A 13,698-nucleotide genomic window follows, 5' to 3' on the forward strand; every position below is an offset into this window, starting at 1 on the left:
CGGCATCATGAGCGACAGCACCAGCACCTCGGGCACCAACGGCAACGGCACCTCGATCACCGGCTCCGACCGCGTCAAGCGCGGCCTCGCCGAGATGCTCAAGGGCGGCGTCATCATGGACGTCATCGACGCCGAGCAGGCGCGCATCGCGGAAGAGGCCGGCGCGACCGCCGTCATGGCCCTCGAGCGCGTGCCCGCCGACATCCGCGCGCAGGGCGGCGTCGCCCGCATGTCCGACCCGTCGATGATCGAGGAGATCATCGCCGCGGTGTCGATCCCGGTCATGGCGAAGGCCCGCATCGGCCACTTCGTCGAGGCGCAGGTGCTGCAGGAGCTCGGCGTCGACTACATCGACGAGTCCGAGGTGCTGTCGCCGGCCGACTACGTCAACCACATCGACAAGTGGAACTTCACCACCCCCTTCGTCTGCGGTGCCACCAACCTGGGCGAGGCGCTCCGTCGCATCACCGAGGGCGCCGCGATGATCCGCTCCAAGGGCGAGGCCGGCACCGGTGACGTCTCCGAGGCGACCAAGCACATCCGCACCATCTCGAAGGAGATCGCGGCGCTGCGGTACCTCAAGGAGGACGAGCTCTACGTCGCCGCCAAGGAGCTCCAGGCGCCGTTCGACGTCGTCAAGGAGGTCGCCCAGACCGGCAAGCTCCCGGTCGTGCTCTTCACCGCCGGTGGCGTGGCCACCCCGGCCGACGCCGCGATGATGATGCAGCTCGGTGCCGACGGCGTGTTCGTGGGCTCGGGCATCTTCAAGTCGGGCGACCCCGCCGCGCGTGCCGCCGCGATCGTCAAGGCCGTGACCTTCCACGACGACCCCAAGGTCATCGCCGAGGTGTCCCGCGGGCTCGGCGAGGCGATGGTCGGCATCAACGTCGCCGACGTCCCCGCCCCGCACCGTCTCGCCGAGCGCGGCTGGTGAGCGCCCGACCCCGCATCGGGGTCCTGGCGCTGCAGGGTGACTTCCGCGAGCACATCGCCTCGCTGACCGAACTCGGCGCGGACGTCGTGCCGCTCCGCCGCCCGGAAGAAATCGACACCCTCGACGGTGTCGTGATCCCCGGCGGCGAGTCGAGCGTCATGGACAAGCTCTCGCGGGCGTTCGGCGTGGCCGAGCCCCTGTCGGCCGCGGTCCGCGCCGGGCTGCCGACGTACGGCACGTGCGCGGGCATGATCATGCTCTCGTCGCGGATCGCCGCGGGCATCCCCGGGCAGCAGACGCTCGACGTGCTCGACACCACCGTGCGGCGGAACGCGTTCGGCAGCCAGAACGACTCCTTCGAGACCGACATCCCGATGCCGGCGCTCGGTGAGGCCCCGGTGCACGCGGTCTTCATCCGGGCCCCCGTGGTGGAGCAGCACGGCGCGGGCGTCGAGGTCCTCGGTGCCCTCGCCGACGGGCAGGTCGTCGCCGTGCAGCAGGGCAACGTGCTCGCGAGCGCGTTCCACCCGGAGGTCGCGGGCGAGGACCGCTTCCACCGCCGCTTCCTGGCGATGGTCGCGTCGGCCTGACGCGACCCGCGGGGCGGCGGCGATCCGCGCCTCCCGGCCGGTAGACTGGTGCGGATCTTCCGCTAGACGCAAGGAGCACCGTGTCCGGGCATTCCAAGTGGGCAACGACCAAGCACAAGAAGGCCGTCATCGACAGCCGTCGTGCCAAGTCGTTCGCCAAGCTCATCAAGAACATCGAGGTCGCGGCCAAGATGGGCGGTGCCGACCTGTCGGGCAACCCGACCCTGGTCGACGCGGTCCAGAAGGCCAAGAAGACCTCGGTGCCGAACGACAACATCGACCGCGCCATCAAGCGCGGCGCCGGCCTGACCGGTGAGTCGATCGAGTACACGACGATCATGTACGAGGGCTACGGCCCGAACGGCGTCGCGATGCTCGTCGAGTGCCTCACGGACAACAAGAACCGTGCCGCGGCTGAGGTCCGCACGGCGATGTCGCGCAACGGCGGCACCATGGCCGACCCGGGCAGCGTCGCGTACAACTTCTCCCGCAAGGGCGTCATCTCGGTGTCGAAGGTCGACGGCCTCGACGAGGACACCGTCATGACGGCCGTGCTCGACGCGGGTGTCGAGGACGTCATCGACCAGGGCGGCGGCTTCGAGGTCATCACCGAGGCGTCCGACCTCGTGGCGGCCCGCACCGCGCTGCAGGAGGCCGGCATCGACTACGACTCGGCCGACGCCGAGTTCGTGCCGGGGCTCAAGGTCCCGATCGACGCCGACACCGCGCGCAAGGTCTTCAAGCTGATCGACGCGCTCGAGGACAGCGACGACGTGCAGAACGTCTACGCGAACTTCGACATCCCCGCGGACGTCCAGGCCGAGCTCGACGAGGACGAGGACTAGGCAGATGCTCCGGGTGCTCGGGGTCGACCCCGGGCTGACCCGGTGCGGCGTCGGCGTGGTCGAGGTCGCACCGAACCGGCGCGCCCGGCTCGTGCACGTCACGGTCGTGCGCACGCCGGCTGACATGGCGCTCGAGCAGCGCCTGCTCCGCATCGCCGACGGCATCGCCGCCGAGATCGACGAGCACCGTCCGGACGCCGTCGCGGTCGAGCGGGTGTTCGCGCAGGCGAACGTCCGGACCGTGATGGGGACGGCGCAGGCCGCCGGGCTCGCCCTGCACGCCGCCGCGGCGCGCGGGCTGCCCGTCGGGCTGCACACCCCCTCCGAGGTGAAGGCCGCGGTCACGGGGTACGGCAACGCCGACAAGCGGCAGGTCCAGACGATGATCGCGCGGGTGCTCGGTCTCGACGAGGCCCCGAAGCCCGCCGACGCCGCGGACGCGCTCGCCCTGGCCGTGTGCCATGCCTGGAGGCTCGGATCGCCCGACCGGGTCGGCCCCGGTCCGGCGACGCTCACCCCGGCGCAACGCGCGTGGCGCGAGGCGCAGAACGGCGGGACCGCGGACTCGCCGCTCGCGCGTGCCGCGGCGGCCGCCGCGCGCCCGAACGGGGCAGCCGCCGCGCGTCGCGCGGCCGCCCGCCAGGCCTGATCCGACGCGTCGTGGCCGGCCTGGTCCACCGCTGCCCGTCCGAGCGCCTCCGTCGGCGCGCTGCTGGCCGGGTCGACCGCAGCCGGGCAGGCGTGCCCGTCGCCGCGCGGCGGTCCGGTGCCGTCGGTGGGCGGCCCTAGGCTCGTGGGCATGATCGCGAGTCTCCGGGGCACCTGCATCGACGTCGCCGGATCGGCCGTGGTGGTCGAGGCCGGGGGAGTGGGCTACGCCGTCACCGTCACCCCGGCCCACGCCCTGACCATGCGCCAGGGTTCCGAGGTGTTCCTGCGCACCGCGATGATCGTGCGCGAGGACGAGCACCTGCTCTTCGGGTTCGAGTCGACCGATGCGCTCCAGGTGTTCGACCTGCTCCGGAGCGTGTCCGGCGTCGGACCGAAGTCGGCGATGGGCGTCCTGGCGCACCTCGACCCGTCCCAGGTCGCGAACGCCGTCGCGAACGAGGACGACGCGGCCTTCCGCAAGGTGTCCGGCATCGGTCCGAAGACCGCGAAGCTCATCACGGTCGCCCTGGCCGGCAAGCTCGTCGCGTTCGAGCGGGCCCCCGCCGGTGCGCCCGTCGCGGGTGCCGCCGGTGCGCACCCGGCCGCGCTCGACGTCGTGTCGGCGCTCATCGGCCTCGGCTGGCGCGAGGACGCCGCGCAGTCCGCCGTCGACGCGGTCGTCGCAAACGACCCCGGCGCCGCAGCCATGGGCACGCAGTCGCTCCTCCGTGCCGCGCTCGGCACCCTCCGCCCGACGGGTGCGGGCCGGTGAGCGGCATCACGTCCGCCGGTGCCGAGTCCCAGGAGGAACTCGCCTTCGAGGGCGCGCTCCGCCCGAAGTCCCTCGACGAGTTCGTCGGGCAGCGCAAGGTCCGCGGGCAGCTCGACCTGCTGCTCAAGGCCGCAGCGATGCAGGAGCGCACGCCCGACCACATCCTGATGGCCGGTCCGCCCGGCCTCGGCAAGACGACGCTCGCGATGATCGTCGCCCACGAGTCCGGTCGCCCGCTGCGCATGTCGAGCGGCCCGGCGATCCAGCACGCCGGCGACCTCGCCGCGGTGCTGTCGTCCCTGGTCCCCGGCGAGGTCCTGTTCATCGACGAGATCCACCGCATGGCGCGATCGGCGGAGGAGATGCTCTACCTCGCGATGGAGGACTTCCGCATCGACGTCATGGTGGGCAAGGGTGCCGGCGCGACGAGCATCCCGCTCGACCTCGCCCCGTTCACCCTCGTCGGCGCCACGACGCGGGCGGGCTTGCTGCCGAACCCGCTGCGCGACCGCTTCGGCTTCACCGCCCACCTCGAGTTCTACGAGAAGGGCGAACTCGAGCAGGTCCTCATCCGGGCGGCGCACCTGCTCGACCTGCAGATCGACCGGACCGCCCTGCGGGAGATCGCGGGCCGCTCCCGCGGGACGCCGCGCATCGCGAACCGCCTGCTGCGGCGCGTCCGGGACTTCGCCCTCGTGCACCGCACGTCCGACGGGATGGCGGCGGTGCAGGGTGCGCTCGACCTCTACGACGTCGACGAACTCGGCCTGGACCGTCTCGACCGCGCCGTGGTCGAGACGATGCTCACCCGGTTCGACGGCGGCCCGGTCGGCCTGAACACCCTCGCGGTCTCGGTGGGCGAGGAGTCCGAGACGATCGAGTCGGTCGTCGAGCCGTTCCTCGTCCGCGTCGGCCTCGTCACGAGGACCCCGCGCGGGCGCATCGCCACGCCGCAGGCCTGGCGGCACTTCGGCCTCACGCCGGGCGCGGGTGCCGCTGCGCAACCAGGACTCCCCATCGACGACTAGACCGCGTGGTATGTTGTGTACCGCCCAGCGGACACCCCGCGCGACAGCACCGTGCAGGACCGCCCGCCGACCCGTGCCCTAGACTGCTACGGCCCGAAGTCGAGCAACCAGAGAAGGCAACGCCCCCATGGACCAATCCATCTTCCTCATCGTCATCATCGTCGCGTTCGCAGCCTTCATGTTCTACAGCTCGCGCAAGCGCAAGAAGCAGCAGTCCGAGCTGCAGACGAAGATGCAGCCGGGTGCCCGCGTCATGCTGTCCTTCGGCCTGTACGGCACGCTGCTCTCCGTCGACGACGAGAAGGTCACCGCCGACGTCGAGATCGCCCCGGGCACCGTCGTGACCGTCCACCGCCAGACGCTCTCGCGCGTGGTGGACGACAACGCCTCCGACGTCGAGGAGACCCCTGTCGTCACCGACACCGCGGCCGCTGCCCCGGTGCTCGACCTCGGCAAGGACGACACCGACCGCCGCGTCGAGCCGGAGTTCGGCGAGCGGGTCGAGCCGGTCGACCCCGACGTGACCAAGCGCAAGACCGAAGACTGACACCCCGGGCCACCGGGTCCCTCGGGACCCGGTGGCCTCACCTCTGCCGCCGGCGTCGCCGTCGGTCCTGACAGAAAGACGAGACGACCGGTGGCACGATCGACACCCGTCAAGAAGGCGCTGCGTTCGCTCACCTGGTTGGTGATCATCATGGCGGCCCTCGCAGGCCTCAACACCGCGGCGTCGGTGCTGGCCGCCAACACCAAGGACGACACGGGCAAGTGGTTCGCCGGTGCGAGCTGGGTGCCGGAACTGGCGCTCGACCTGCAGGGCGGCACGCAGCTCACCCTCGCGGCGCAGAACACCGAGGGCGGCTCGGTCACCTCGCAGCAGCTGAACCAGGCGGTCAACATCATCCGCCAGCGCATCAACGCGACGGGTGTCTCCGAGTCCCAGATCAACACGCAGGGCACGAACAACATCGTCGTGTCCATCCCGGGCAAGCCGGACAAGGCGACGATCGACCGGATCGAGGCGGCGGCGAAGCTGACCTTCCGTCCGGTGCTCACCACCTCGGCCGCGACGAACGCCGCCGTCGGCGGTGACTCCGCAACCGCGTCGCCGACGCCCTACACCCCGCCGGCCTCGCTGCCCGCGACGCCGAGCGCGAAGCCGACCGACGCGAGCGACCTGAACCAGATCACGCCGCGCCTGCAGGACCTGTACACGAACTACGACTGCAAGGCGCCGGGCGACGTCACCACCGCGCCCGACGACGAGCCGCTCGTCACCTGTGACGCCGACGGCACCGCGAAGTTCGTGCTCGGCCCGGTCGAGGTCTCCGGCGCGGACATCAGCAACGCGACCTCGGGCCTCGCCCAGGACTCGCAGGGTGCGACCACGGGCCAGTGGGCCGTGAACCTGACGTTCAACGGCGACGGCTCGAAGGACTTCAGCAGCGTCACGAACCGTCTCGTCAAGCTGCAGTCCCCGCAGAACCAGTTCGCGATCGTCCTCGACGGGACGGTCATCACCGCGCCGGCGACGAACGCCGCGATCACCAACGGCAAGGCGCAGATCACCGGCAACTTCACCGCCGAGTCCGCGAAGACCCTGGCCGACCAGCTGAAGTACGGCGCGCTGCCGATCAACTTCCAGGTGCAGTCGAACGAGAACATCTCGGCGACGCTCGGGACCGCGCAGCTGATCGGCGGCCTCGTCGCCGGCCTGATCGGCCTGATCCTGGTGATCATCTACTCGGTCATCCAGTACCGGGCGCTCGCGTTCGTCACCGTCCTGTCGCTCGGCGTCGCCGCCGCGCTGACCTACCTCGTCATCGCGATCATGTCGTGGCGCGTCGACTACCGACTGTCGCTCGCGGGTGTGGCCGGCCTCATCGTGGCCATCGGCATCACCGCGGACTCGTTCATCGTCTACTTCGAACGCATCCGTGACGAACTGCGCGACGGACGCGGGCTCGAGAGCGCCGTCGAGGCCGGGTGGAAGCGCGCCCTCCGCACGATCCTCGCGTCGGACTCGATCAACTTCCTCGCCGCGGTCGTGCTCTACGTCCTGGCGGTCAGCGACGTGAAGGGCTTCGCCTTCACCCTGCTGCTGACGACCCTGATCGACGTCGTCGTGGTCGTGCTCTTCACCCACCCGATGATGCAGCTCATCGCCCGCAGCCGGTTCTTCGGCGAAGGACACCGGTTCAGCGGGCTCGACCCGGCCGCGCTCGGCGCCGTCTACCGCGGTCGCGCGCAGTTCCGCGCCCCCGTCGTCGACGGCAAGCGGCAGCGGAGCGCGGGCGAGGCGCAGCGTCGCCAGACCATCGCCGAGCGCAAGGCGCAGCAGAACGCGGGCACCACCGGCTCGACCACGGACGGGAAGGACGACTGATGGCCAGCTTCAGCCAGTTCGGCAGCGACCTCTACACGGGCAAGCGCTCGTACGACATCGTCGGCCGGCGCAAGACCTGGTACCTCGTCGCGATCATCGCGATCGTCGTCTCGCTCGCGGTGCCGTGGCTCCGCGGCGGCTACCAGCTCGGCATCGAGTTCACCGGTGGTTCGGAGTTCACGATCTCGAACGCGAAGGACCTCGACCAGTCGATCGCGACCCGCACGGTCGAGTCGATCGTCCCCGAGGGCATCCCGCGCGTCTCGCAGGTCGGCCAGGACGGCATCCGCGTCCAGACCGAGCAGCTGACCGACCGTCAGACGAGCGACGTCCAGGACGCCCTGGCGAAGGCGTACGACGTCTCCGACGACCAGGTCGCCTCCACCTACATCGGGGCGACGTGGGGTGCCGACGTGCTCGCACAGGCCATCCGCGGTCTCGTGATCTTCCTGGCACTGGCCGCGGTCGTCATGGCGCTGTACTTCCGCACCTGGAAGATGTCGCTCTCGGCGATGGTGGCGCTCCTGCACGACCTGCTCATCACCGCGGGCGTCTACGGCATCGTTGGCCTCGAGGTCACCCCGGCCGCCGTCATCGGCTTCCTGACGATCCTCGGGTACTCGCTCTACGACACCGTCGTGGTCTTCGACAAGGTGCGCGAGAACACGTCGCAGGAGTCGCACCGGACGTTCACGCAGTCGGTCAACCTCGCGGTGAACCAGACGCTCGTGCGCTCCATCAACACCTCCGTGGTGGCGCTGCTGCCCGTCGCGGCGATCCTCTTCATCGGGTCGTACGTGCTCGGTGCCGGCACGCTGCGGGACATCTCGCTCGCGCTGTTCATCGGCATCATCGTCGGCACCTACTCGACGATCTTCATCGCGTCGCCGATGTACGCGCACCTGCGCGAGAACGAGCCCAAGGTGAAGCAGGCCGACGAGAAGAAGCGCCAGGCCGCCGCCAAGCGGCAGCGCGAGGTCGACGCGACCGCCGAGGCCGTCTGATGGCGGTCGAGGTCCAGGACGTCGACGTCGCCGAGGCGCGTCGTCGCATCGACGCCGGTGCACGGCTGTTCGACGTCCGCGAGCAGGGGGAGTGGGACGCGGTGCACGCGCCGGAGGCCACCCTCGTGCCGATGTCCGAGCTCGTCGGGCGCTGGCAGGAGATCGACGGGGGTGACCAGCCCGCGATCGTGGTCTGCCACTCCGGCGCCCGCTCGGCCCGGGTCGTCGCGGCACTCGAGCAGTCGGGTGTGCCGGCCGTGAACCTGACGGGCGGCATGGTCGCGTGGGAGCAGGCGGGCCAGCCGGTCGTGCACGGTGGCCAGGTGGAGCACACCGACGCCCACGGCGAACCGCGTCACGAGCACTGACCGGACGCGCGTAGTCTTGCTGGACCGTACCCGGAAACCGGTCGCTGGAGGCGCTTCATGACGGACACCCGTGAGTCCACGCCCCAGGGCGGTCCTGCGCAACGAGCCGGTGGTCAGGACGCCAGTCGTCCCGGCTCGGCCCCGCGCCCGTCGAGTCCGCTCGGACCGAACACGACGGGGAACATCGGCTCGCTCCGGTCCCTCCTGCCGCGTCTGTTCTCGCGTGCGCAGCCCGCGGGCGCGGTCGACACGCTGATCCGCACGGTCCGTTCGCACCACCCCAAGGCCGACGTCACGCTCATCGAGCGGGCGTACTCGGTCGCCGAGCGCGCCCACGACGGGCAGAAGCGCAAGTCAGGTGAGCCCTACATCACCCACCCGGTGGCGGTCGCGCAGATCCTCGCGGACCTCGGCATCGGCACGATCACGATCGCGGCGGCACTCCTCCACGACACGGTCGAGGACACCGACTACCAGCTCGACCAGCTGCGCGCCGACTTCGGCGACGAGATCGCGATGCTCGTCGACGGCGTCACGAAGCTCGACAAGGTCAAGTACGGCGACAGCGCGCAGGCCGAGACCGTCCGCAAGATGGTCATCGCGATGTCGAAGGACATCCGCGTCCTCGTCATCAAGCTCGCCGACCGGCTGCACAACGCCCGGACCTGGGGCTTCGTCGAGTCCGCCTCGGCCACGCGCAAGGCCAAGGAGACGCTCGAGATCTACGCGCCCCTCGCGCACCGGCTCGGCATCCAGATGATCAAGCTGGAGCTCGAGGATCTGTCGTTCGCGGTCCTGCACCCGAAGCTCTACGTCGAGATCGACAGCCTGGTCAAGGAACGGCAGCCGAAGCGCGAGCAGTTCGTGCAGAACGTCATCGGCACGCTCAAGAAGGACCTCAAGTCGTCGAAGATCCGCGGCGACGTGATGGGCCGACCGAAGCAGTACTACTCGATCTACCAGAAGATGATCGTGCGCGGGCGCGAGTTCGACGAGATCTACGACCTGGTCGGCATCCGCGTCCTCGTGCCGACCGTGCGCGACTGCTACGCGATGCTCGGTTCGGTGCACGCGCGGTGGACCCCGCTGCCCGGTCGCTTCAAGGACTACATCGCGACCCCGAAGTTCAACCTGTACCAGTCGCTGCACACCACGGTCCTCGGGCCGCAGGGGCGCGCGGTCGAGATCCAGATCCGCACGCACGAGATGCACCAGCGAGCCGAGTTCGGTGTCGCGGCGCACTGGAAGTACAAGCAGCGGGCGCAGGGCCGCGACGTCGACACGACGAGCACCGACGACCAGGACATGGCGTGGCTCGCCCACATCACCGACTGGCAGGCCGAGACGAGCGACCCGGGGGAGTTCCTCGACTCGCTGCGGTACGAGATCGGTGCGAAGGAGACGTACGTCTTCACGCCCCAGGGCAAGGTCATCGGGCTCCCCGCAGGTGCCACCCCGGTCGACTTCGCCTACGCCGTGCACACCGAGATCGGGCACCGCACGATGGGTGCGAAGGTCAACGGCCGCCTGGTGCCGCTCGAGAGCCAGCTCTCCAGCGGTGACGTCGTCGAGATCTTCACGTCGAAGAACCCCGACTCCGGGCCGAGCCAGGACTGGCTGACCTTCGTCCGGAGCCCCCGGGCCCGGAACAAGATCAAGCAGTGGTTCACGAAGGAGCGCCGCGAGGAAGCCATCGAGCAGGGTCGTGACGCGATCGCGCGGGCGATGCGCAAGCAGAACCTCCCGTTGCAGCGGATCATGAGCCAGGACTCCATCTCCGAGGTCGCGTCGTCGATGCGCTACGACGACGTCTCGGCGCTGTACGCGGCGATCGGCGAGGGACACGTCTCGACCCAGTCGGTCATCGAGAAGGTGCTCGGCAACGTGCAGACCGAGACCGAGACGGACGAGTCCGAGCTCGCCTTCCCCCGGCAGGTCACGAGCCGGCAGCTGCGCAACAGCGACAGCGGCGTGCTGGTCCGCGGTGCGCCGGACATCCTCGTCAAGCTCGCGAAGTGCTGCACCCCGGTGCCGGGCGACCAGATCGTCGGGTTCATCACCCGCGGCCAGGGCGTGTCGGTGCACCAGGCGTCGTGCACGAACGTGAAGTCGCTCATGAACGAGCCGGACCGGATGATCGAGGTCGAGTGGGCCCCGTCGTCCAAGTCGGTGTTCCTCGTGCAGATCCAGATCGAGGCGCTCGACCGTTCCGGTCTGCTCAGCGACGTCACGCGGGTCCTGACCGACCACCACGTGAACATCCTGTCGGCCACGGTCTCGACCTCGTCCGACCGGCTCGCGCTGAGCCGGTTCGTGTTCGAGATGGGCGACACGACGCACCTCGACCGGGTCCTCAACGCGGTGCGCCGCATCGACGCCGTCTACGACGTGTACCGGGTCAGCGCGGGCTGAACCTCCGGGTCAGCGCGGGCTGAGCCTCCGGGTCAGCGCGGGCTGAGCCTCCGGGTCGTCGTGCGGCCGAGCCTCCGGGTCGTCGTGCGGCCGAGCCCTCCGGGTCGGCGAGCCGCTGTGCCCCACCACACCGGTCGGGCTGACCTGCCGGTCAGGACCGGGTCGGTCCGGCTCGGCCGGTCAGGGTCCGGAGCCGTCGCGCGGCCTGGCGCACCATCGGGACGGTACCGAGCGCGTCGAGCGCCGCGTGCACGGCGTCCTCGTCGACCGTGCCGGTCACCAGCAGGCCGTGCACCGCACCGGCGGACGCGTCGTCGAAGCCGTCCTGCACCCGGAGCAGGTCGACCGCCGTGCGCAACGGTGTGGTGACGGCGACCGTCCCGAACCGGACGACGTCGGTCGGCGGGAGTCGGACCTCGCGCAGGCGCACGTCCGGGTCCACCGGCACGCGGACGCGCGACGGCAGGCTGACCTCGAGGGGCTCGGGTGCCCGCGAGCACGCGCCCCAGATCCAGGCGGCACTGCGCCCGCTCGCGACGAGCCGCGGGTCCGGCAGACGCCAGCCGTGCGCAGCGGCTCGGAGGGCAGGGTCCTGGGGCTCGGCGGGGGAGGCCCAGCACGGCCCCACCGCGACGAGCTCCCCGGCGAGGACCGCCGCGTGCAGCTCGGCGACCGGCCAGTCGTCGCTGGTCACGAGGCGGGGCGACGACACCCGCTCATCCTGCCCGACCATGCCCGTCGGCTGCACCCCCTGTGGAGAGCGACCGAGCACCGCCGGTGCCTCGGCTCAGCGCAGCACGTCGGCCCGGTGCACGAGCGCGGCTGCACCGATGAGCGGCCCGTCCTGCGACAGCCCGGTCGGCACGATCTGCACCTTCGTCACGAACCCGAACTCGACGCGCTCGGCGACCGCCTCGCGGGCGTACGCGAACAGGTCGGGGCTGACGTGCGAGAACCCGCCGCCGATCGCGACGACCTCGAGGTCGACCAGGCTCGCGGCGGACGCGATGGCCTGTCCGAGCGCCCGACCACTGCGCCGGACGGCTGCGACCGCGACCTCGTCGTCGGCGGCGTACGCAGCCGCGAGCTCCTCGCCCGTGGTCCCGGTGAAGCCCTGGCGTCGGGCCCAGGCGACGGTCTTCGGGCCGCTCGCGACGGCCTCGAGGCAGCCGGTCCCACCGCAGGCGCACGGGTCGTCGTACCCGCCGCACTCGACGTGCCCGATGTGCCCGGCGTTGCCGGTGGGCCCGCTCACGGTGCGGCCGTGCAGGATCAGCCCGCCGCCGACACCGGTCGAGACGATCATGCCCATCACGTGGTCGTGGCCCTGCGCGGCGCCGACCCAGTGCTCGGCGAGCGTGATCGCGAGGCCGTCCATGCGGAGCGTCACCGGCACACCGGCCGGCACGTGCGCGGCGACACGGTCGCGCAGCGGGTAACCGCGCCAGACGGGCATGTTGAGCGGCGACACCAGGCCGTGCTGCTCGTCGACCGGTCCCGCCGAGCCGACGCCGACACCGACCAGTTCGGCGTCCGCGGGCAGCGCCGCGAGGGCGCTCGTGACGACCTGGTCGACTGCGGCCTGCAGCTCCTCCGAGGTCCGGCCGGGCCCGGTCGGGCTGCGGAAGCGCGTGGCCGGCAGGACGACGCCGTCGTCGGAGACGAGGGCCGCCTCGACCTTCGTGCCGCCCAGGTCGACGGCGAGGGCCAGGCGTGCGCCGGCGGTGGTCGGACCGGTGGTCGCCGGTTCCGGGGACGAGGTGGTGGTCATGCGCGCTCCGATGCGGCGGATGGACGGGAGGCCCGGCCCGGCTCGGTGACGTTCGTCGCGTCCGGCACGGCTCGGTCCGGTGGTGGTGGGTGCTCTCGATCGCAGGTGCGGACGGGAGCAGGGTGTCCCGCCCACCCGGCTGTGCCGGGTGGGCGGGTCGACGTCAGTAGGACGACGTGTCGTCGCCCGCGGTCGACGCGGTGCCCGTCGCGGCGCGGTGGGCGACCTCGTCGAGGATGCGTGCCGACGCGCTCGTGCCGATGCGGTCCGCACCCGCCTCGACCATCGCGAGCAGGGTGTCGAGGCCGCGGACACCGCCGGAGGCCTTGACGCCCGTGTCGGGCCCGACGGTCTCGCGCATGAGGCGGATGTGCTCGACGGTCGCGCCGCCGCCGGCGAAGCCCGTCGAGGTCTTCACGAACGCGGCACCGGCCGACTGCGCGGCACGGCAGGCGGCGACGACCTCGTCGTCGGTGAGGAACGCGGTCTCGAGGATCACCTTGACGACGGTGTCACCGGCGGCGTCGACGACCGCGCGGACGTCCTGCTCGACGCGGGCCCAGTCACCGGAGCGGGCGGCGCCGATGTCCTGCACCATGTCGAGCTCGAACGCGCCGTCGGCGAGTGCCTGCAGCGACTCGGCGACCTTGGTCGCGGTGGTCGTCGTGCCGTGCGGGAAGCCGATGACCGTCCCGACGCCGACGCCGGTGCCGCGGAGGCGTTCGACCGCGTGCGCGACGTCGCTCGGACGGACGCACACGCTGAACACGCGGTGCGCCGCGGCCTCGTCGAGCTGCGCGTCGACGTCGTCGCGGGTCAGCTCGGGCTTGAGGATCGCGTGGTCGATGAGGGCACGGACGGCATCGGCGTCGAGGGCGACCGGACCGGCGGGGGAGGCTGCGTTGTCCACCCGGCAAGCCTACCCGGAGGCGGCGCG

Annotated in this window: 14 protein-coding genes; 11 read left to right on the forward strand and 3 right to left on the reverse strand. The window is 71.2% G+C overall.

Annotated elements, in window-relative coordinates:
- Nucleotides 1-7 precede the first annotated feature (7 nt).
- The 11 genes from pdxS (at nt 8) to QOL15_RS08355 (ending at nt 10,990) form a co-directional block, all read left to right on the forward strand.
- On the forward strand, nt 8-934 hold the full coding sequence (pdxS, locus tag QOL15_RS08305) for a pyridoxal 5'-phosphate synthase lyase subunit PdxS (RefSeq protein WP_065962284.1): 927 nt from the start codon (nt 8-10) through the stop codon (nt 932-934).
- The gene (gene pdxT / locus QOL15_RS08310; RefSeq protein WP_139197467.1) at nt 931-1,524 is read left to right on the forward strand and encodes a pyridoxal 5'-phosphate synthase glutaminase subunit PdxT; all 594 of its coding nucleotides are present in this window, start codon (nt 931-933) and stop codon (nt 1,522-1,524) included. The genes pdxS and pdxT overlap by 4 nt, the downstream gene beginning before the upstream one ends.
- 80 nt (nt 1,525-1,604) lie before the next feature.
- Nucleotides 1,605-2,369, forward strand: coding sequence for a YebC/PmpR family DNA-binding transcriptional regulator (locus QOL15_RS08315; RefSeq protein ID WP_065962279.1), 765 nt, complete (start codon nt 1,605-1,607; stop codon nt 2,367-2,369).
- Nucleotides 2,370-2,373: 4 nt separating this feature from the next.
- On the forward strand, nt 2,374-3,018 hold the full coding sequence (gene ruvC, locus QOL15_RS08320) for a crossover junction endodeoxyribonuclease RuvC (protein WP_065962278.1): 645 nt from the start codon (nt 2,374-2,376) through the stop codon (nt 3,016-3,018).
- Between the two features lie 150 nt (nt 3,019-3,168).
- A complete protein-coding gene (gene ruvA / locus QOL15_RS08325; RefSeq protein WP_071247130.1) occupies nt 3,169-3,792 on the forward strand; it encodes a Holliday junction branch migration protein RuvA in 624 nt (207 codons plus the stop codon).
- Nucleotides 3,789-4,820 (forward strand): Holliday junction branch migration DNA helicase RuvB, encoded by a 1,032-nt coding sequence (gene ruvB / locus QOL15_RS08330; protein ID WP_071247124.1) that lies wholly within the window; start codon nt 3,789-3,791, stop codon nt 4,818-4,820. Before ruvA ends, ruvB begins: the two co-directional genes overlap by 4 nt.
- 127 nt (nt 4,821-4,947) lie before the next feature.
- On the forward strand, nt 4,948-5,367 hold the full coding sequence (yajC, locus tag QOL15_RS08335; protein WP_065962270.1) for a preprotein translocase subunit YajC: 420 nt from the start codon (nt 4,948-4,950) through the stop codon (nt 5,365-5,367).
- A 90-nt stretch (nt 5,368-5,457) separates the two neighbouring features.
- Nucleotides 5,458-7,206, forward strand: coding sequence for a protein translocase subunit SecD (gene secD / locus QOL15_RS08340; RefSeq protein WP_071247122.1), 1,749 nt, complete (start codon nt 5,458-5,460; stop codon nt 7,204-7,206).
- Complete coding sequence (secF, locus tag QOL15_RS08345; protein ID WP_071247120.1) at nt 7,206-8,210, forward strand: protein translocase subunit SecF; 1,005 nt, start codon at nt 7,206-7,208, stop codon at nt 8,208-8,210. The genes secD and secF overlap by 1 nt, the downstream gene beginning before the upstream one ends.
- Nucleotides 8,210-8,578, forward strand: coding sequence for a rhodanese-like domain-containing protein (locus QOL15_RS08350; protein WP_071247118.1), 369 nt, complete (start codon nt 8,210-8,212; stop codon nt 8,576-8,578). The genes secF and QOL15_RS08350 overlap by 1 nt, the downstream gene beginning before the upstream one ends.
- A 57-nt stretch (nt 8,579-8,635) precedes the next feature.
- Nucleotides 8,636-10,990 (forward strand): bifunctional (p)ppGpp synthetase/guanosine-3',5'-bis(diphosphate) 3'-pyrophosphohydrolase, encoded by a 2,355-nt coding sequence (locus QOL15_RS08355; RefSeq protein WP_253181636.1) that lies wholly within the window; start codon nt 8,636-8,638, stop codon nt 10,988-10,990.
- 151 nt (nt 10,991-11,141) lie between these two features.
- Here the strand turns inward: QOL15_RS08355 and QOL15_RS08360 are convergent, their stop codons facing one another.
- From QOL15_RS08360 to deoC, 3 genes are all read right to left on the reverse strand, one after another.
- Nucleotides 11,142-11,702 carry a type IV toxin-antitoxin system AbiEi family antitoxin gene (locus tag QOL15_RS08360; RefSeq protein WP_175473021.1) on the reverse strand — a complete coding sequence of 187 codons (561 nt, stop codon included), beginning with the start codon at nt 11,700-11,702 and terminating at the stop codon, nt 11,142-11,144.
- A gap of 75 nt (nt 11,703-11,777) precedes the next feature.
- Nucleotides 11,778-12,761: an ROK family protein gene (locus QOL15_RS08365; RefSeq protein ID WP_071247114.1), complete on the reverse strand. Its 984-nt coding sequence runs from the start codon at nt 12,759-12,761 to the stop codon at nt 11,778-11,780.
- 163 nt (nt 12,762-12,924) lie between these two features.
- Nucleotides 12,925-13,671: a deoxyribose-phosphate aldolase gene (gene deoC / locus QOL15_RS08370; protein WP_065962255.1), complete on the reverse strand. Its 747-nt coding sequence runs from the start codon at nt 13,669-13,671 to the stop codon at nt 12,925-12,927.
- Nucleotides 13,672-13,698: the final 27 nt, after the last annotated feature.

This window comes from Curtobacterium sp. MCBA15_012, from assembly GCF_001864935.2.
In the GTDB taxonomy this organism is placed as follows: domain Bacteria; phylum Actinomycetota; class Actinomycetes; order Actinomycetales; family Microbacteriaceae; genus Curtobacterium.

Excerpts from the sequence above, each read along its gene's own strand:
- pdxS (WP_065962284.1), top strand. The coding sequence starts at position 8 with ATGAGCGACAGCACCAGCACCTCGGGCACCAACGGCAACGGCACCTCG.
- secF (WP_071247120.1), top strand. The coding sequence starts at position 7,206 with ATGGCCAGCTTCAGCCAGTTCGGCAGCGACCTCTACACGGGCAAGCGC.
- QOL15_RS08355 (WP_253181636.1), top strand. The coding sequence starts at position 8,636 with ATGACGGACACCCGTGAGTCCACGCCCCAGGGCGGTCCTGCGCAACGA.
- ruvA (WP_071247130.1), top strand. The coding sequence starts at position 3,169 with ATGATCGCGAGTCTCCGGGGCACCTGCATCGACGTCGCCGGATCGGCC.
- QOL15_RS08365 (WP_071247114.1), bottom strand. The coding sequence starts at position 12,761 with ATGACCACCACCTCGTCCCCGGAACCGGCGACCACCGGTCCGACCACC.
- QOL15_RS08350 (WP_071247118.1), top strand. The coding sequence starts at position 8,210 with ATGGCGGTCGAGGTCCAGGACGTCGACGTCGCCGAGGCGCGTCGTCGC.
- yajC (WP_065962270.1), top strand. The coding sequence starts at position 4,948 with ATGGACCAATCCATCTTCCTCATCGTCATCATCGTCGCGTTCGCAGCC.
- ruvC (WP_065962278.1), top strand. The coding sequence starts at position 2,374 with ATGCTCCGGGTGCTCGGGGTCGACCCCGGGCTGACCCGGTGCGGCGTC.